Raw genomic sequence first — 19629 nt, forward strand, 5'->3', positions numbered from 1 at the left:
GCAAACAAATCATCTTGTCTTTTCAAAGGAGTTATAGAGACGTTTCGGTTGTATGATGCACCGCATAGTGTTTTATTTCAGCATGCTGTAAGCCGAATGATAACCCACACTGCATCCAAAGGCAAAGACCATAAAGTTGGATTAAAAAACACAACAAGTGAAACGCGCTCATAATTCCTATGATTTTGTAGCGTAATCTGAGGCAAAACGCACGACGAAATGAGGCAGATTGCAAGATGATTAACCTCACTTTACATTATATAAAAATAGAGTTAAAGAAGCAATTAATTTCTATCTATTAAGTCTTTTTAATGATAGATTTACAGCAACCTACTTAAAAAATCTATAAATTTGTATTTAATTCTTGAATCATTAGTAAAAGATAATCGGATAACCCATTAGTTAGGTATGAAGAAAGAGATGCTGTTGATGGCTATCATCACGTTGATTGTAGTCACAGGATGCCGCAAAAACAAGGAAAACAGCGACCAAACGGTCTACGCAGTAACGTCTCCTTGGGTAACCAATACACAAGTTTCAAAGGACTATGTGGCCAATATTGAATCGCGAAAAAACATAGAAGTACGCGCGCAGCAAGAGGGAATTCTGCAGCAAGTCTATGTCACTGAAGGACAACAGGTGCGAGCCGGTCAGCCGCTTTTCCGCATTTCGATTGTTGGAGCGCAACAGAATGTGGCGCGGGCAAAGGCAGAAGCCGAGCAAGCACGCATTGAACTGCAAAACACAACAACACTAACGAGGGGGCAAATTGTTTCGCCCAACGCACAAAAGATGGCAAAAGCGAAGCTCAATGCAGCCTTAGCAGATTATAAATTGGCCCAGATTCAAGCACGATTATGCTTAATCAGCGCCCCATTTACAGGCGTTATAGGAAGTCTTCCGAAAAAGATTGGAAGCTTAGTACAGGGAGGCGACTTACTCACTACACTATCCGACAACTCGTCACTCAACGTATATTTCAATATCTCTGAACCCGAATATATAGACTATCAGCAACATTCTGCCGAACGAAATAAACTTCCTTTGACGCTGATTCTTGCCAATGGAAGCGCCTTTTCGGCTAAAGGCTACATCCAAAATATAGCTGGTGAGTTTGACAGTAGTTCTGGAAATATAGCTCTTCGCGCCCGCTTTGCCAATCCGAAAGGCTTGCTTCGCAATGGTGAAACAGGCACAGTGCGCATCAATATGCCTTTACACAACGTGTTGGTAATCCCACAACAGGCCACGTATGAAGAGGAAGACCGCCGCTATGTGTTTGTTGTTGATGGCGCAGGCTATGCACATTCACGCGAGATTAAAGTGGCATTTGAACAACCAGAGGTGTTTATTATCGCCGAAGGAGTAACTGCCAACGACAAGATTCTATTGAGTGGAGTGCAGAAAGTGCATGATGGTCAACACGTAAAGACGCGTTATTACACACCGAGTGAAGCCATGAAGCGTGTTCAACTGAATGCCGACTAAGGCTTTCAGGTGGCTTTTCATCACGCTTTACAACCGAGAAAAGTTCTCCAACCATATTATTTCATGACGAGAACAACCATTTATAAGAAGAAAAAAAGACGCTAATAAACAGTCAATATGTTTCAAAAGTTTATTCGAAGACCAGTACTTGCCATCGTTGTTTCATTGGTAATCGTCTTCATTGGCATTCTTTCGCTGTTCAATTTACCCATTACTCAGTTCCCATCTATATCCCCTCCAAAGGTTAATGTGGTAGCCGATTATCCGGGAGCCAACAATGAACTGATGATTAAGTCAGTGCTTATACCTCTTGAACAGGCACTGAATGGTGTGCCGGGAATGAAGTATATCGAGTCGGATGCAGGCAATGATGGCGAAGGAGAGATAAACATTGTCTTCAAACTTGGTACAGATCCAAACGTCGATGCTATCAATGTGCAAAACCGAGTGTCGGCAGCGACCAACAAACTACCGCCAGCTGTTGTGCGCGAAGGAGTGAAAATATCTCGTGAGGAGCCTAACATCCTCATGTATATCAACCTATATAGCGATGATCCTAAAGTCGATCAGAACTTCCTCTTCAATTATGCGGACATCAATATCTCCCCAGAACTCGCCCGCGTTGATGGCGTTGGAGATCTTGATATCCTTGGAACGAGGAGCTTTGCCATGCGTGTTTGGCTCAAGCCTGATAAGCTTACAGCCTATGGTTTGTCTGCAAGCGACATCACAGATGCCTTACAACAACAGAGCATTGAAGCCTCTCCAGGTAAGCTTGGGGAAAGTTCGGGCAAGCATGCACAAAGCTTTGAGTATGTGTTGAAGTATCCGGGACGTTATACAACGCCTGAAGAGTATAGCAATATTGTCGTGAAATCAACTCCTGATGGGCAATTTATTAGACTTAAAGATGTAGCAGATGTGAGCCTCGGGAGTGAGGTTTATGACATATATTCTACGTTGAATGGTCACCCGTCTGCAGCCATAACACTGAAACAAGCCTATGGATCGAACGCACGACAAGTTATTCAGAACGTCAAGAAAACTATGGCTCACCTTCAAAAAGACATGCCAAAGGGCATGCATTATGAGTTGAGTTACGACATCAGTAGATTCCTTGATGCCTCTATAGAAAAGGTAATTCACACGCTTTTTGAAGCCTTTATACTCGTTGGTTTTGTTGTATTCTTGTTCCTTGGAGACTGGCGTTCTGCCCTCATTCCATGCCTTGCAGTCCCTGTTTCGCTAATAGGTAGCTTCGCAGTCATGAATGCTTTCGGCATAACGCTTAACATGATATCGCTCTTTGCCTTAGTAATGGCGATTGGAATCGTGGTCGATGATGCCATTGTGGTAATCGAAGCGGTCAATGTGAAGATAGCCCAAGAAGGCTTAGAACCTTTGGAAGCCACGCAAAAGGCAATGAAAGAAATCAGTGGAGCCATAGTAGCCGTGACGTTGGTTATGGCATCTGTGTTCATTCCTGTAGCCTTTATGGGCGGTCCAGAAGGCATGTTTTATCGGCAGTTTTCAATCACAATAGCTTCTGGTATCGTGCTTTCGGGCTTCACAGCCCTAACACTTACGCCCTCGCTTTGTGCGCTAATATTGACTCGAGAGCGTGATAACCACATCAAAAAGACGTGGCTTAATCGTGTACTTGATAAGTTTAATGCGGGCTTTGACAAAGGAATCGGCGGCTATCGCAACGTGCTTCAACGCACTGTTTCGAGGAAGATTATAACGCTTCCACTGTTACTTTTGTTCTGCATCGGAGCCTTCTTTATCAACAATTCGTTACCTTCGGGCTTCATTCCTCAAGAAGATCAGGGTATGATTTACGCTGTAATTGAGACACCACCTGGTGCTACTATTGAGCGAACGAATAAGGTTGCACATCAACTTGCGAGTATAATTGCAAAGGAAGATGGCGTAGAAAGTGTGTCTTCTTTGGCTGGATATGAGATCCTTTCTGAAGGAACCAGCGCCAACTCCGGTTCGTGTTTGATTAATCTTAAGCCTTGGAAGGAACGCAGTCGGACGGCAAAAGAGATTATCAATGACCTTGAAAGTAAGTGCCAACAGATAACAGATGCCAACATAGAATTCTTCGAACCACCTTCTATTCCAGGCTATGGTGCGGCGTCAGGTTTCGAGCTTCGACTCCTCGATAAGACTGGAAGTAACGACTATCATGCTATGGAAAAGGTCAGCAAGAGCTTCGTTTCAGCTCTTAATAAGCGTCCAGAGATAGGCTCAGCCTTTACCTTTTACTCGGCCAGTTTCCCTCAATACATGCTTCGAGTAGATAATGATATCGCCGCACAAAAAGGCATTACGCTCGGTACAGCCATGGATAATCTCTCCACATTGATTGGTTCTGACTACGAGACGGGCTTCGTTCGATTTGGTAAGCCCTATAAAGTCATCGTGCAAGCCGACCCAAAATATCGTGCTTTTCCACAAGACTTGATGCAGTTAAATGTAAAGAACAACCAGGATGAAATGGTGCCTTATGCCGACTTTTTACACATGGAAAAGGTATATGGAATGAGTGAGATGACACGGCATAATCTATATAATTCTGCCGAAGTTACAGGCTCAGCAGCAGCTGGATACAGTAGTGGTCAGGCCATCAAAGCTATCGAAGAGGTGGCTGCTTCGACGCTACCTCACGGCTATGATTACGACTTTGCCGGCATCACTAAAGACGAAGTAGACCAAGGAAACCAAGCGTTGATCATCTTTATTGTATGTTTAACATTCGTCTATCTCATCCTTTCAGCACAATATGAGAACTTCCTTTTGCCACTTCCAATTATTACTTGTCTGCCCGCAGGCATCTGTGGAACGTTCATTTTCCTAAAACTCACGGGATTGGAAAACAACATCTACGCCCAAGTTGCTATGGTCATGCTGATTGGTTTGCTTGGAAAGAATGCCGTGTTAATGGTAGAATATGCCGTGCAACGCCACAACTTAGGCAAGAGTATACGTGCAGCAGCCATCGAAGGTGCGGCAGCTCGCTTCCGTCCTATCCTCATGACATCGTTCGCTTTCATAGCCGGCTTGCTGCCATTAGTATTTGCTCATGGTGCAGGGGCTATTGGAAACCGAACCATTGGCACGGCAGCTGCAGGTGGAATGCTATTCGGAACATGCTTCGGACTCATTCTCGTTCCGGGATTGTATTATATCTTTGGGCGCATGGCCGACCATGTAAAGATGGTTCGTTACCAACGAAACAAGCCATTGACTGAGGAGAAAGACAAACAATATAAACTTGAAAATGATGAAAAGAAATAATATTTTCCTTCTTATTCTGCTTGCCATCGGAGTGTCATCTTGCAAGACTCCCCAAGCGACGCAAGTCAATAGCCGCACACGTTTGCAGCTACCCACGCAATATAATGGTGATACGCTGACGGCGAAGACTACGCCTACGTCATGGAAAATGTTTTTCACCGACCCACAACTCACGGCACTTATCGACTCTGCTTTAGCCAATAATCAAGACTTAAAGATAACATTGCAGCAGATAGCTGTGGCAAAAAGCGGAATGATTGCAGCCAAAGGAGCCATGCTTCCATCGCTTTCCGTGGGGGCTGAAGTAGGAGTTAGCAAGGCCGGACGATACACAAGTGAGGGTGCTGGCAATGCTTCTACCGAGATGACTCCTGGAAAACTCATCCCCGATCCACTCATGAACTATCACCCTGGCTTTGCCTTTGACTGGGAACTCGACCTCTTTGGCAAGTTGAAATCAAGCAAAAAAGCGGCTGTCGAGCGTTATTTGGCAACCTTAGAAGGACAGAATGCCGTGCGCGCTTCATTGATTTCACAGGTCGCAAGCAATTATTATACCTTGTTGGCCTTAGATAACAAGCTCACACTTATACGCAAATATATCGATCTTCAGCGTCAGGCGGAGAAGATAGCTGAGATACAAAAGGAGGCCGATAGCGACACAGAACTGGCTGTTGAGAAGTTCAAAGCAGAGCTTGCAAAGGCGCGTTCGCAGGAGTTTGCATTGAAACAAGAGATTACTGAATGTGAAAATGCACTCAACTTACTGCTCGGTCGTTACCCAACGCCTATTCAACGAGATGCCAAACAGTTGTTGAATGAAGACGTGAAAACAATCGTTACAGGACTTCCTTCCAATCTCTTGAGCCACCGACCCGATATCCGTCAGGCTGAACATGAACTCGCTGCAGCTCATTGGGACGTTGAAACGGCGCGCAAAGCCTTCTTGCCTTCGGTAAACATTAGTGCCACTTTAGGACTTGAAGCCTTTAATCCTACCTACCTAACGCGTATGCCAAAGTCGCTCGCTTACAGTGTCGTGGGAGGACTAACTGCACCACTTATCAACCGAAAAGCTATCGAAGCTAACTTCCAACAGGCTGACGCCGCACAGCTACAAGCCTTATATGAATATGACAAAACACTGCTCACAGCCTATTCTGAGGTATGTACGCTACTGTCAAAGAACAAGAATCTCGCCGCCTATTATGCGTTAAAAGAGGAAGAAGTGAAGACTTTGGAACACTCGGTTGAGGTATCTCGTCAACTTTATATGAACGGACGAGCTACTTATCTCGATGTACTTGAGGCCGAACGCGACGCACTTGATGCCCAAATGGAACTGCTTGAAACTCGTCAACAGCAGCTTTCCTGTGTCGTAGACCTATATAGAAGTCTTGGAGAATAAGGCTCATCAAACTCAAAAGCAAGTGATTTTTTGAAATGATTTATTCGTAATCACGAAATTTTTCAGCGGAAAACATATTGTGATTTTGATTTAGGTATGCTTATAAACAAGAACCATCACATTATGTTTCTATATAAAACGCATTGAGAAATATACATATCAACACTATCGGTGTTGCGTTTTTTCTGCGTAATCCGCCATGAATCCCCTCGTTATAAGCGTAATAGACATTTCGAATAAATTTTCATTTAGGATAATAATAACTGCTTATCTTAAATGGGGAGTTGTTTAAGATTGTATAAAAGGGAGGAGGTGGGATTGGATAAAGGGAAAGCCCCTCGCAATGCGAGAGGCTGATGTGCGCCCGTAGGCGACGGGCGGCTTTTGTCTTGAATGGTCAACAGATAACCACGCCTAAATTCTTTCTGCAGCTCGGCGGATGCGGTCACTCAGATCGAAAAGTGAGCCACGGAGATGCTCTATCTCTTCCTCATTGAAACCGCCTGTGCCACCATTGCCGTCGATACCGTTTAATTTGTGGTAGAACCACGATGATGACTTGTGGAAGTATCTATTGGCAAAGTCCATCCACGACACGGACAAGTTGATGTCTGCCAAACGCTGCTTCATATCGCTGACTACTACCGGCTTTCTAATAACTGTTTCCATTGTTGTATTCCTTTCTTTTATTAAAGCTCCTCCCCTTTTAGGGAGAGGCGGTGTTTTGTTGTTAATAGGGTTGGCGAAGCATTGAGTAGAACTTCTCGATGATGATTTCCAGTAATCTGGGATAACCGTTAGGATAGGAACGGTTATAGTTTCTCATCTGCTCAATCAGGTCTCTTTCCTTGAGTGTAACCTTCATTGTTTCGGTTTCTTATTTCATATTCTGTTGTTTTATTAAGACAAGACAAAGATACTATAAAAAATCGTATTGCCTAAACGTTTACTATAAAAATTTGTAGTAAAGTTTGTTTTTTAACAATATTTTATTCGTACTGCTCGCTTTTTGTGCCTTTATTGGAAAAAATCATTGAAACTGTCCCCATGTAATCTTTGAAACTGACCCTATGTAGTTATTTTATAACTTTTGTTATTAGCGTTCATCTTTTCTGGCTTCTCAATCGTATCTTCTTTTGCCAGTTATTACTATTGTTTATTTTGCAAAAATAGATATAATGAGACCTCTGCAAAACTCCTCATATAATTTGTCTTTCTTAAATCTTTTTTGTACCTTTATGGTATGAAACAAAAGTTATCCTCTCCCAGTTTTGCTGACCTATTCCTTGGGCAAAGAAAGATCAAGCAGACATTCTTTTCACAAATAAACACAGTCATTGATTGGGCACCCATTCGTGCTATAATAGAAGTGGCTTATACAAAAGGTTATAAGTCTACTGGCCGGCCCAGCTATGACAGCCTTATTTTATTCAAGATTGAATTACTCCGTACCTGGTATGGTCTGAGTGACGGAGAAGTTGAAGATCAGGTTAACGACCGCCTGTCTTTTAGTCGCTTTGCAGGTCTTGGCATGGAAGATATCGTTCCTGATAGTACTACTGTATGCCGTTTTCGCAACATTCTTGTTGAAGCGGATTTGTATGATACGCTTCTTGCGGAGTTTAATCGGCAATTGGAAGCTAAAGGAATCATTGTAAAGCGTGGTGCCATTATTGATGCCAGCATTACGAATACTCCCCGTCGCCCCCGTGGAGGTAAGAGCTATGAGGTCGTTGAGGATAGAAAAGAGGATGAGAACATGGAGGCTTCGGAGAAAGCCATGCTCAAAGAAGTTGTCAAGCCTAACGTAGACACAGAAGCCCGTTGGGTAAAGAAGATGGGAAAGCTCCACTTCGGTTACAAGCGTCACACGATAACGGATGAAAACGGAATGGTGCTTGCCGAGGAAACGACAGCTGCCAATGAAAGTGATATGAAACACTTAGAAACACCCCTAAAGAAAGCTAAGCTACCACGGAAAGCACTTGTTTATGCCGATAAAGGATATGACTCGATGGAGAACAAAGAAACCCTCAGACGTATGAAACTTAAAAGTCGTATCATGCATAAGGGAATAAGAGGACATGAAATTACAGACAGGCAGCAGCGTATCAACGTTGCGATAAGTAAGATACGCTACAAAGTAGAACGTACCTTTGATTCCATGCATAGATGGTTTGGTGCAGGAATAGCAAGATACGTTGGACTTTCAAAAACACATGCGCAGCATATAATGGAGTCCATTGCCTACAACTTATACCGAACACCAGGGATTATGGTGTCAAATTGTATCAGATAAGGGGAAAATACACCGATAAAAGATTATTATCTACTCAAAAAGTAACCTCCAGCGGCATCTTTTGGTCAAAAATATTCATTCTTCTAAAAGTATATGGGAGAAAATTGAGAGGGTGTAGGTTTTGCAGAGGTCTCATATTTCCAATCTTATCAAGGTAAAGGATGATGCATGGGTACTGATTACCCAAAGTCTTTCTTATCTGGCAAGGGAGGCATTTAAGCGTTTCTTCAATCCCAAATACCACATTGAGGAAAGGGCAATTAAACTCTTAAATCTGATGGAGAATGATAGGAAAATGTAGAGCAATTGCACATGGCAGCAATGCGCTGGAATATATTTTTAGAGAGGGAAAACTCGGTAAAACACTTCTCTTTCATAATCTCTGTGGAACAACACCAAAGGAAATTTACGAGGAAATGAAGATAGTGAACGACTATAACACCCGGTGCAGAAACAAATTCCTCCGCATTGAAATCGGTATAGCACCGAAAGATGAACCAAGATTGAATTTAACCTCTGTCCGTAATCTTGCGTCAAACTTTGCAGGGCGCATGGGGCTTGCCGACCATCAATGGGTAGCGGTTACACACAAAGACACCGACAATATGCATATCCATATCATCGCCAATCGCATTAGTCTGTATGGCAACGTTTATGACACTACCTTTGTGAGCAACAAGGCAGCGAGGGTCGCAGAGGAACTTAGCCGTAAGTACGGCCTGACCATTGCAAAGGAAGTAAAGGCGGAAAGACAACACCAAAAAGCAAAGGCCAATCCTACGAGAGAACAGACCAAGCAACAAATACAGAAGATTTGCTATGCCCTACTTGAAAAATACAAAGGTACAGGCATCACAGGGCACTCCATGTTCCTCTACGACCTTAACAAGAGTGGTGTAATCATAGAACGTTTGAAGAATAAGCAGGGCAAAGTATATGGTTTGAAGTTCTCCTACTGTGGCCAGACATTCAAAGCTTCCGAAATCGGCAGGGAGTTCGGTTACCGTTCCTTACAGAAGAACTTCGAGATAAGCAAAAAGACTGAACCAAAGAAAACCATGACAATGGCAGATGAGCCGACAAAGAACAACGCTCAATCCGATACAGGTTATCAACTTGTTCCTCCCAGCCGCTCCCATATATCACCTGTCAACACAAATGAAAGTTCATCTATTGCACAAGCCGTAAGCAATGTGGCAAGTACTGCCATAAATGCAGCAGAAGAAATCATTTCCGGAGTAGGCGGGTTAATCAACCCACAGACACACGGTGATGATTATGCCGAGAGAGCATGGCAGCACAGGCTCAGATACCAAGCCAAGAAAAAGAAGAAAAGAGGAAGAGGACTATAGCAAACTTATCTTTTTTGCAATGATATTCTGAACTTGCATTTATGTTACCTACTTTAGGAATAATAGGCAAATGATTGTTAGATCTCTATTTTTTACTCTCATACAATCTCTTTTTGATTTTAGCGATGTTGCAAAAGTATTTACTCACCTCAAAAGGGTTTCCTGTAGAACTTTCATTTGAGTTTCTAACCATACAAACAGAACAGTAATCTTTCTGAAGACATGATTTGCATTCTTGAATATCTTTACGTCGTATAGAGCGCAGTTTTTTTATTTCCCCCGATTTAAGCCAAATATTCTTAAGTGTATCGTGGTTTAGATTTCCCACAATTCTGTCAGACCAGCCTACACAAGGGTAGACATTTCCTTGAGGACTAATGCAAATAGAAGAATTACAAACACTGCAAATATAATCGTCTGCAGATTTCTTTTTATTATCTGCGATTTCTTTTTCAAGATCTTCAATATAAGAAGAGTCATTAGTCATCTTATCTGCAATAAATTCGTATAGTTCCTCGTTTGATACTCGACAGTTCAAATTCTCCTTATCGTGATTGTATTTGGCAATGATGGAATAGTCGAATCCCAATGGAACTTTTTGCTTAAACGCCCACTGTTGGACGCTTTTATAGCTATCATAATTGGCATTCATAATAGGGCAACTTAATTGAACAGGGATGCCATTCTCTATTAACTTACGAACAGAAGTACAGGTTTTCCTCAGACTATTTTTATGCCGAGTAATCCCATCATGGACCTCTGGTCGCATTGAGTAAACGGAAGTCTGAACACTAAGCAAGGGATTATTTTTCATTTCCCTGATCATGTTCTCGTCAAGTAATGTGAGATTAGAAAGAACATTGACAGACATGTCGTACTCTCTACATCTCTTTATAAAATCAACAAAGTGTGGATGTAGCATTGGTTCTCCACCACTTATTGTAATGTGAAGCAATTTCATTTCTTGGGCTTGATCCAGAATACGATAAAAGAATTTATCATCCATCAATTCTGTTTTTAACTCATGAGGTATATAACAATGAATACATCTTTCATTACACTCACTTACAATCTCCACATGAATGCTAGTAGGAAAAGGAGATTCCCCAAACCGTTTACCCAAAAACTCTTGTGTTTCGATTAGTTCACATTCTTTCTTGTATGGATTTTGATCATTGATTCTATTTGTTCCCAAGCCATAGAGAATATTATTCTTGTTACATTCTTGTGGAGATTCGCCTTTAATCACAAATCCCTTCATGTTTAGCAAGTCAAGAAATTCAACGATGTCTTTCTGTAGATTATATCCTTCTTCAATTTCAAAAAGTAAGGCAACCCTATCCGTAATTTCATTAATAGAAAGGGGCTGTTTTTCGAGGCAAGATAGAATATCCGCACCTGTTTCTGAAACAATTTGATCACCAAGAATGAAATCAGTACCTGTGAAATTATATCCAAAATTTCGATTATCTGTTATATAACCAAAGTCTCCGTAATTACGGAAAAGTACAAGAGGATTAATTTTATAGTATGCCATAAAAATAGTTGAAAATATCTGATGGTGTCTTAAAGACACCATCAGATATGTAAATTTAGCGATGTCCTCCAGGTCCAGGAGGATTACAAGGTCTACCGCAAGGTCTGCTATTAGGACGACAATCTGCCATTTTAACAGAGCCTTGAGCCATTAGCATAGGTTTTTTGAATTTTTTCATACCTAATCAGTTTTAAGCCATAATGGCCAATTAATACTATGTCTTCTTGCGAAGACGTTAATAACACTTCTTATATCCTATACCTTGGAATAATAGGAATACATTTTTCTTGCAAAACTCATTCCAGATAGACATACAATTCACCGTTGTGTCAAAATGGCAGTATTGAGCAGTGTCTTCATAAGAAAGGACTATTATTTTTCTTAGCTTATGTTATTAACTACGGAGTACTGATATAGCTTTTACCGAAATGAATAAAGATTAATTTTGTTCTGAAAACACAAACTTGACGGGAGATATAAAATAGGATAAATCAAAAACAATATTTTTTACAAGCAAGACTATATTGCTATTCTTAGGTAAAAATAGGAATGAAAATTATTTCGAAATGGCAGTTGATATAAAAGAAAAAAAATGGAGAAAGTTTTGTCTTTCTTTGTGGATAATGTGCCTTTGAGTTGCAAAAATCGATTCTTTGAAAGAATATAACAAGAAAGAAAATAAAAACTCTGCAGGTTTTCCTGTCGTTGCCGATTCTTCTATCTTCTTATTTAAGTTTATCAAAATATAGCCATTTATAATTAGACTATGGTTAAAGCAATGAAAGATCTGCAGGGGGCAGGCAAATGTTTCACTGTGTATGATACATGCCGTTGTGGATAATGTTAGTTAGTCGTCACGTCAAAGACAAAACCAGCTTGCTTTCCTAATATATATATCGCCCACCCAGGAGACAGTATGGAGTCTTAGCCTTCATACTGTCTGCCCTTGATGCAAAGTTCTCCTTCTTCCAAAACAATGTTTTTCTTTCTGAGATTGCAGAGACTAGAGATTTCCAAACCTGAAAACAAGAGAAGACGAAGCGAAAGAGAGAAATCTTTATCAAAAACGCTTGTTATTCAAAGCAAATGATTATCTTTGCAAATAGAATAACAAGTGTTCTTTGTCAATGCAGAAACTTGCGACTAAAAGCAATTCGCTCGTTTCCAAATCGTTACCTATTTAGTCTACACAACAAGGTAACTTCTTTATTTTCAATTAAATATATTTTGAGAACTATTTAACCTTGTATATAAATTTATTTTCTCCCGTATGAAAAATTATTTCTTCCCGCAAGGAAATTTTTCTCAACTCTTTTTGCGATGAAATAGCTGTCATGTTGCGTGGTAAGCTGAACCTATTCCAACGCACAATGCGGTAGGAATGGAGGCACAAATAGCCGAGAGAGGGAAAATAAAAAGCCGAGACGGGGGAGATAGGGACGCATGGTTCGTGCGTCCGTTCAGCGCGGAACAATCAACTTGTTCACCCGTCTGCGCGTCAACTGTCAACAAAAACGTGGACAGATGCACGAGCCGTGCATCCCGCACCTGTTCGGGCGGTTGGCCACATCAGCCATCCTGCCTTTTTATTTCAGCTATATTGAACGGTAATCTCAGCCATTTCACGCGCCAATATGGGTGAGATTGGCGCGCAATATGGCTGGAATAATTTTCCGATTGAGAAAAGAGGCTAAAGAAGATTTCCCTTTTTGGGAAACACTACGGTTGGAACAAACTTTTTGGCTTCCTCGAATTCCATCAGAGCATAGGCGATGATAATGACGACATCGCCCACCTGTACCTTACGGGCCGCTGCACCATTCAGGCAAACACAGCCGGTTCCGCGGTCGCCCTTGATGATATAGGTATCAAAACGCTCGCCGTTGTTGTTGTTGACAATCTGAACCTTTTCGCCGGCAATCAGGTTTGCGGCGTCCATTAAATCTTCATCAATCGTAATACTCCCCATATAGTTCAGGTTTGCCTCTGTAACCGTAACGCAATGGAGCTTACTTTTCAAGACTTCAATCATCATCGTCTTTTGTTTTTTCTATCTTTATATCTGATATGGTCTATCAACCGAATGGGCGTCTTACCGCAATATACCGTGATGCACCCCACGATATACTCCGAACGCTCCCAGTTTTCGACGGGCAGCAGGCTGTCGCCGTCGACTATTTCAAAATATTCTACTTCAAGTTCCGGTATCGCATTGATACGCTCTACAACCATGTTGCGCGTCTCTTTTAAGGAATGCGTCTCGGCATAGCCTACACTTTCGCGCAATATTTGATAAATTGCAGGCGCAATGGCGCGCTCTTCCTTCGTCAACAAACTGTTGCGGCTGCTTTTGGCCAAGCCATCGGGGTCGCGGATAATCGGACATTCGACTATTCGCACATTGCTATTGATATATTTCGCAAGTTGCTTGACGACGGCAATCTGCTGCCAATCCTTCTCTCCGAAATAAGCGCTGTCCGGTCGGACAATATAAAACAAACGACTCACAACCTGACACACTCCGTTGAAATGGCCGGGACGGCGTTCCCCTTCCATGACCGTCGTCACGGGAGGAAACTCAAAATGGCGGGTGTCGGGACAGGGATATATATCCTTGACGGAAGGAGCAAATATGTAATCTGCGCCGCAGGCCTCGACCAAACGGCTATCGGCCTCAAGCGTCCTTGGGTAACGGTCGAAATCGCTTTGGTCATTAAACTGAGTCGGGTTCAAGAAAACAGAAACCACCGTTATATCATTTTCTCCGATACTCTTCGTTATCAAAGAGGCATGCCCCTCATGCAACGCTCCCATCGTTGGCACCAAACCAATCTTCTTGCCTTGTTTTCGCGCAAGGAAAAGCGCATTCTGCAAATCAACAATCTTATTAAAGACTTTCATTTTCTTTCTCCTATTGGCACTGCAAAATAACTATTTTTTTCTTAAATAAGGAAGAAGAATTATAAAAATGTTCGAATTAACAGCCAAATTCGTCGCTTTAGATTATTTTTCTCTCCTATTCGCTTTTTTTTTTATAACTTTGCACTATTCAAATCTGAAATATTGACATGGCAAAGAAAGTATTATTCATCAATCAAGAAATCACTCCGTACGTTCCTGAGACTGAAATGTCAATCATGGGGCGCGATTTACCTCAGAAAGCTCAGGAATGCGGACTTGAGATTCGCACTTTTATGCCTAAATGGGGGAATATCAACGAGCGTCGTGGCCAATTGCACGAAGTAATCAGGCTTTCGGGAATGAATCTTATCATTGATGATACGGATCACCCGCTTATCATCAAGGTGGCCTCAATACCGCAATCAAGAATACAGGTTTATTTCATTGACAATGATGACTATTTCACGAAGCGTCAGATGACTGCAGACGAAACTGGGAAAGAATATGCCGACAATGGTGAGCGGGCCATTTTCTTTGCTCGGGGCGTATTGGAAACGGTGAAAAAACTGAGATGGACACCGGACATCATTCATTGTCAAGGCTGGATGAGTTCGGTTGTGCCCTTTTATATTAAAACAGCTTATCATGATGAGCCCTCCTTTGCCAATACAAAAATCATTACTGCTCTCTTTTCAGAACAAATGAAAGGCGATTTGGGAAGTAAATTCAAGGAGATAATCGCTTTCAGAGAAGCCAAAAAGAGTCTCATGGCTGGTTATAACGATAAATTTGATTTCAAGGAATTGGGGAAATTAGCACTTGATTATAGTGACGGAGTCATTGAAGCCAGCCCTGATATACACAAAGACTTGTTGGCTTATGCGACGCAAAAGCATCTTCCGGTTCTTCAATATCCGGGTGAAGATTTTATGAGAGCGTATGCCGACTTCTATAAGGAGATAAGTCCCAACGTTGGGGAATAAGTATTAACGTATAATATTCATTTTGATGAAATTGAAACATATTGCAAGTTTCTTGCTTGCTTCCTTTGTTATAGTATCTTGTGATGACACAACAGATGGCATCGGAACGTCATTGACCGACAAATTCGACCAGTTGGAAATAACCACGGATACATTTAACGTCACTACTCAATCCATTTCAGCCAATGCAGTATTGTCTCGGAATACAAGTGGCTATGTAGGTAAGTTCAAAGACCCGGAAACCGGAACCGATATCACAGCCGACTTTATGACGCAATTCAGCGTTTTAGAGGATTTTAATTTCCCTGAATCGGGAAGTATCGTTTCCAAAGAGGCGGGAAAAATTTATGCAGACTCATGCGAAATCAGGCTGTTCCATGAAAACAATGTCGGCGACACTTTGGCCCCTATGCACCTTACCATGTATGAGTTAAATAAACCGATAGAAGACAATAAAGATTATTATACCTCATTCAACCCGATAACCGAAGGCTATGTAAGAAGTTCCGGCTTGACAATAGGCAAGACATACACTTTGGCCGACATACAAAGTTCCACCTCTAAGAAAGCTAACGAAGACCATAGTCCATGTATTCGCATACCGCTCAATCAGTCATATACGGATAAAGATGATAAGACTTACAAGAACTATGGCTCTTACGTTATGAATAAGTATTATGAAAGTCCCAGTAACTTCAAAAATTCTTATAAGTTCATTCATAATGTCATACCTGGCTTCTATTTCAAAGCAGATGGTGGATTGGGCTCCATAGCCAAGATATATAACTCTATTCTTTATGTCTACTTCCGCATGCAATACAAAGACTCCGTTTATAATCGGATCGCAACATTTGGAGGCACGCAGGAAGTAATGCAAACAACTCATATTACCAATGATGCCAATGCGCTCCGTCAATTGATAAACGATAACACCGGGACTTATCTGAAAACGCCGGCCGGTATATTTACACAAATGACGTTGCCTGTTGAGAACATTATCTCAGGACACGAAAAGGACAGCATCAACACTGCCAAGATAACGTTACAGCGAATCAATAATACAACAACAAGCACTTATCCACTTGAGGCTCCAAAGAAAATATTAATGATTCCAGCCGACAGTGTACAGACTTTCTTTCAGCATCATAACTTTACGAATTACAAGAACTCCTTTGTTGCCACTCTAAGCAATAATGGATACACATTCAACAATATAGGACCGATGATTCGTATGATGTATGCTACCAAACAGAGCGGCATGGCATCTGCAAATTGGAACAAAGTGGTCATCATTCCGGTGACAACAACGGATATGACTATTCAAACGGGTGGCTATTCTGCAAGCTATCCAACAGGTGTCTATAACGATATGTCTATTAGAAGCACAAAACTATCTGGTGGTAATGTTCCTGTAAAACTGACGGTGATATATACGAGATTCAAATAACAGATATTTTCCATGGCTGACAATTTTCTTGAACGTCAACGACAGAGCTATGAGGAGCGAAAGCAACAATGGCTGAAGAATAGGAAACATCTTACCAAACTGAGAAGAGAAATTCCCAAACGGCCAGAAGACGAAGCATTGTAAGCTAATAATATAGAAGCCGAGACAAATGTGAAGTCTCGGCTTTTTCAATGACTAAGATAGCATTCTTATGAAAAAAATCATTTCTTTCTTCTTTGTAGCAGCATTAAGCATACAAGCCTATGCGACCGAAAGAGCAATCAAACTTACGTTTATCGAGACAAGTGATGTCCATGGAAGTTTCTTCCCTTATGATTTCACAAACCGAAAACCACGCCCCGGCTCCATGGCACGAGTCAGCAGCTATGTAAAACAACTGCGCAAACAACACGGAGGTAATATCGTCCTCTTGGATAATGGTGATATCCTGCAAGGACAACCTACCAGCTATTTCTATAACTATGTGGCAACGAATGAAAGAAACATCGCAGCAGATGTCATCAACTATTTAGGTTATGATGCCGAGACAATAGGCAATCACGACATTGAACCGGGACATGCCGTCTACGATAAATGGATAAAGGAAGTAAAGTGTCCCGTCATCGCCTGCAACGTCATCAACAAGAAGACGGGAAAGCCCTACACGCATCCTTATGCCGTCGTGAAACGAAATGGCGTGAAGATCGTTGTTCTGGGCATGCTCACTCCAGCCATTCCCAATTGGCTTACCGAAAACATCTGGGAGGGACTTCAGTTTGAGGACATGGTTACGTCGGCAAGGAAATGGATAAAGATTATTAGGGAGAAAGAACAACCTGATGTAGTGATAGGACTATTTCATAGCGGACGCGAAGGCGGCATCAAAACCAAGGAATACGAAGAAGATGCAAGCATCGTTGTGGCAAAGCAGGTGCCGGGCTTCGATGTAGTCATGTTCGGGCACGACCACACACGATACAACCAAACTCTAAGAAACACTGCAGGCAAAGAAGTGCTATGCATCAATCCTGCCAATAATGCGATGACCGTTGCGCAGGCCGACATCAGTCTGACCTATAAGAACGGGAAACTTACCGACAAACAAGTGAAAGGAACGTTGGTCGATGTAACCGACATAGAAGTGGACGAAGACTATATGGCCCACTTCAAGCCACAGATGGCGAAGGTGAACAACTACGTAGACCGCATCATCGGGAACTTCCAAAACTCCATCTACACCCGCGACAGCTATTTCGGCTCATGCGTATTCACGGATTTCATTCTCAATCTGCAGTTGCAAATCACCAAAGCAGACATTGCCTTCAATGCCCCACTCCAATTCGATGCCTCCATCAAGGCCGGTCCGGTGAGAGTGGCCGACATGTTCAATCTCTACAGGTTCGAGAACCAGCTTTATGTCATGCGGCTCACGGGCGAAGAAATAAGAAAGCATTTGGAAATGAGCTACGACCTATGGGTAAACACCATGAAATCGCCCGACGACCATCTGCTCTTATTGGCTAACACACGCGACGACGCACAACGACTCGGCTTCAAGAACTTCACATTCAACTTCGACTCTGCTGCAGGTATCGACTACATTGTCGATGTCACCAAGCCCGACGGCCATAAGGTAAAAATCCTGCGCATGTCGAACGGACAGCCTTTCGATGAGCATAAATGGTACACCGTTGCCATCAATAGCTACCGTGGAAACGGCGGTGGAGAACTGCTCACCAAAGGTGCTGGCATTCCCAAAGACAGTCTTGCCGGAAGAATCATCTATAGAAGTCCGCGTGACCAGAGATATTACCTGATGCAGGAAATCGAGAAGATGGGGACCGTGGCCCCCAAGGCAAATAATAATTGGAGGTTCGTCCCGGAGAAGTGGACCGAGCCTGCAGCTAAGCGTGACAGTCTGCTGCTGTTCGGACACAAGCGCAATCCCAAAGAAGAGAAATGATGAAATGGCTTTGGTTCATATTCCACGAAGGAGACATCGTGCTGGAACGGCTTTCCGACGGGAGCTGTTCCATTCCCAAGGGCGAACAGCCACCGATTGCAACCACTGAACAGACACACATACTGAACGTTTCGCCCATGGACAACGGCGACGAGGTGAAGACCTTTATGACGGAAACGCTCCCCGCCGACCATGCACGATACGAGATGTGCAGCCTCAGAAACTGTTTCTACCGCCTGCCTTCCAATCTATATCTGAAAGCAGGAAAATGCCAAGAGCTCCTTTATTGGGACAGAAGCACCCGGTTCTGCGGAGTGTGCGGCGCTCCGATGACCATGAGCACGGACATCAGCAAGCGATGCACCTCTTGCGGCAAAGAGGCATGGCCCGCATTGGCTACCGCCGTCATCGTGCTCATTCACAAAGGCAATGAGGTGTTGCTCGTCCATGCCCGCAATTTCAAAGGTGATTTCCATGGACTCGTGGCCGGCTTCGTCGAAACGGGCGAGACGCTCGAGGAAGCGGTCCGACGCGAAGTAATGGAAGAAACCGGCATCAGCATCAAGAACCTCCGCTACTTCGGAAGCCAGCCATGGCCCTACCCCAGCGGTCTGATGGTCGGTTTCAATGCCGATTACGCCGGCGGCGACATTCGCCTGCAACGGGAAGAACTTTCTGCAGGGGCATGGTTCTCGAAAAACAACCTGCCTCGGCTTCCCGAACGAATGAGCATCGCACGAATGATGCTCGATGACTGGCTCGCAAAATAAAACTCTTTTCCCTTCCTATAAGGAAGCCTTGACCTTTCCTATAAGGAAGCCTCAAGGCTTCCTTATATCAATTCTCGGGTCTTCCTTATATCAATCCTTGACCTTTCCTTATATCAACCCTTGATCTTTCCTTATATCAATCCTCTGGCCTTCCTTATATCAATCCTTGACCTTT

15 protein-coding genes and 2 pseudogenes are annotated in these 19629 nt (G+C 42.7%); 11 read left to right on the forward strand and 6 right to left on the reverse strand.

Annotated elements, in window-relative coordinates; all coding sequences use genetic code 11:
* Nucleotides 1-408: 408 nt before the first annotated feature.
* From HMPREF9944_RS11130 to HMPREF9944_RS11140, 3 genes are all read left to right on the forward strand, one after another.
* Nucleotides 409-1488: an efflux RND transporter periplasmic adaptor subunit gene (locus tag HMPREF9944_RS11130; protein WP_004372869.1), complete on the forward strand. Its 1080-nt coding sequence runs from the start codon at nucleotides 409-411 to the stop codon at nucleotides 1486-1488.
* A 117-nt stretch (nucleotides 1489-1605) separates the two neighbouring features.
* Nucleotides 1606-4794, forward strand: coding sequence for an efflux RND transporter permease subunit (locus tag HMPREF9944_RS11135; RefSeq protein WP_008566407.1), 3189 nt, complete (start codon nucleotides 1606-1608; stop codon nucleotides 4792-4794).
* Nucleotides 4778-6202, forward strand: coding sequence for a TolC family protein (locus tag HMPREF9944_RS11140; protein ID WP_008566408.1), 1425 nt, complete (start codon nucleotides 4778-4780; stop codon nucleotides 6200-6202). The genes HMPREF9944_RS11135 and HMPREF9944_RS11140 overlap by 17 nt, the downstream gene beginning before the upstream one ends.
* Before the next feature lie 414 nt (nucleotides 6203-6616).
* Here the strand turns inward: HMPREF9944_RS11140 and HMPREF9944_RS11145 are convergent, their stop codons facing one another.
* Together HMPREF9944_RS11145 and HMPREF9944_RS13450 are read right to left on the reverse strand one after the other, a co-directional pair.
* The gene (locus HMPREF9944_RS11145; RefSeq protein ID WP_004373772.1) at nucleotides 6617-6871 is read right to left on the reverse strand and encodes a DUF5053 domain-containing protein; all 255 of its coding nucleotides are present in this window, start codon (nucleotides 6869-6871) and stop codon (nucleotides 6617-6619) included.
* 61 nt (nucleotides 6872-6932) lie between these two features.
* Complete coding sequence (locus tag HMPREF9944_RS13450) at nucleotides 6933-7067, reverse strand: hypothetical protein (RefSeq protein WP_008566409.1); 135 nt, start codon at nucleotides 7065-7067, stop codon at nucleotides 6933-6935.
* A gap of 378 nt (nucleotides 7068-7445) precedes the next feature.
* Here HMPREF9944_RS13450 and HMPREF9944_RS11155 point away from each other — a divergent pair, with 378 nt between their 5' ends.
* From HMPREF9944_RS11155 to HMPREF9944_RS11160, 3 genes and pseudogenes are all read left to right on the forward strand, one after another.
* A complete protein-coding gene (locus HMPREF9944_RS11155) occupies nucleotides 7446-8501 on the forward strand; it encodes an IS5 family transposase (RefSeq protein WP_008566410.1) in 1056 nt (351 codons plus the stop codon).
* 130 nt (nucleotides 8502-8631) lie between these two features.
* Nucleotides 8632-8802 (forward strand): annotated as a pseudogene (locus HMPREF9944_RS13570) (plasmid mobilization protein); the annotation flags it as partial.
* Nucleotides 8786-9853, forward strand: a complete 1068-nt coding sequence (locus HMPREF9944_RS11160; RefSeq protein WP_008566412.1) for a relaxase/mobilization nuclease domain-containing protein — start codon at nucleotides 8786-8788, stop codon at nucleotides 9851-9853. The pseudogene HMPREF9944_RS13570 and the gene HMPREF9944_RS11160, both read left to right, overlap by 17 nt.
* An 85-nt stretch (nucleotides 9854-9938) precedes the next feature.
* Here HMPREF9944_RS11160 and HMPREF9944_RS11165 read toward each other — a convergent pair whose 3' ends face one another.
* The 4 genes and pseudogenes from HMPREF9944_RS11165 to panC all read right to left on the reverse strand — a co-directional run bounded on the left by HMPREF9944_RS11165 (nucleotide 9939) and on the right by panC (nucleotide 14291).
* Complete coding sequence (locus HMPREF9944_RS11165; RefSeq protein ID WP_155814684.1) at nucleotides 9939-11390, reverse strand: radical SAM protein; 1452 nt, start codon at nucleotides 11388-11390, stop codon at nucleotides 9939-9941.
* A gap of 812 nt (nucleotides 11391-12202) precedes the next feature.
* A pseudogene (locus tag HMPREF9944_RS13535) lies at nucleotides 12203-12430 on the reverse strand (site-specific integrase); the annotation flags it as partial.
* A gap of 650 nt (nucleotides 12431-13080) precedes the next feature.
* Entirely contained in the window at nucleotides 13081-13425 is a 345-nt protein-coding gene (panD, locus tag HMPREF9944_RS11170; RefSeq protein WP_008566415.1) for an aspartate 1-decarboxylase, read from the reverse strand.
* A complete protein-coding gene (gene panC, locus HMPREF9944_RS11175; RefSeq protein ID WP_008566416.1) occupies nucleotides 13422-14291 on the reverse strand; it encodes a pantoate--beta-alanine ligase in 870 nt (289 codons plus the stop codon). The genes panD and panC overlap by 4 nt, the downstream gene beginning before the upstream one ends.
* Nucleotides 14292-14458: 167 nt before the next feature.
* On the opposite strand from panC, the gene HMPREF9944_RS11180 reads away from it, so the two are divergent.
* The 5 genes from HMPREF9944_RS11180 to nudC all read left to right on the forward strand — a co-directional run bounded on the left by HMPREF9944_RS11180 (nucleotide 14459) and on the right by nudC (nucleotide 19454).
* Nucleotides 14459-15274: a glycogen/starch synthase gene (locus HMPREF9944_RS11180; protein WP_008566417.1), complete on the forward strand. Its 816-nt coding sequence runs from the start codon at nucleotides 14459-14461 to the stop codon at nucleotides 15272-15274.
* A 25-nt stretch (nucleotides 15275-15299) separates the two neighbouring features.
* Complete coding sequence (locus HMPREF9944_RS11185) at nucleotides 15300-16721, forward strand: DUF4270 domain-containing protein (protein WP_008566418.1); 1422 nt, start codon at nucleotides 15300-15302, stop codon at nucleotides 16719-16721.
* A gap of 12 nt (nucleotides 16722-16733) precedes the next feature.
* Complete coding sequence (locus HMPREF9944_RS11190) at nucleotides 16734-16865, forward strand: hypothetical protein (RefSeq protein ID WP_008566419.1); 132 nt, start codon at nucleotides 16734-16736, stop codon at nucleotides 16863-16865.
* A gap of 67 nt (nucleotides 16866-16932) precedes the next feature.
* Nucleotides 16933-18684, forward strand: a complete 1752-nt coding sequence (locus tag HMPREF9944_RS11195) for a bifunctional metallophosphatase/5'-nucleotidase (RefSeq protein WP_008566420.1) — start codon at nucleotides 16933-16935, stop codon at nucleotides 18682-18684.
* On the forward strand, nucleotides 18684-19454 hold the full coding sequence (nudC, locus tag HMPREF9944_RS11200) for an NAD(+) diphosphatase (protein ID WP_008566422.1): 771 nt from the start codon (nucleotides 18684-18686) through the stop codon (nucleotides 19452-19454). The genes HMPREF9944_RS11195 and nudC overlap by 1 nt, the downstream gene beginning before the upstream one ends.
* The last annotated feature ends 175 nt before the right edge of the window (nucleotides 19455-19629 follow it).

It is taken from the genome of Segatella maculosa OT 289 (assembly GCF_000243015.1).
Classification (GTDB): Bacteria; Bacteroidota; Bacteroidia; order Bacteroidales; family Bacteroidaceae; genus Prevotella; species Prevotella maculosa.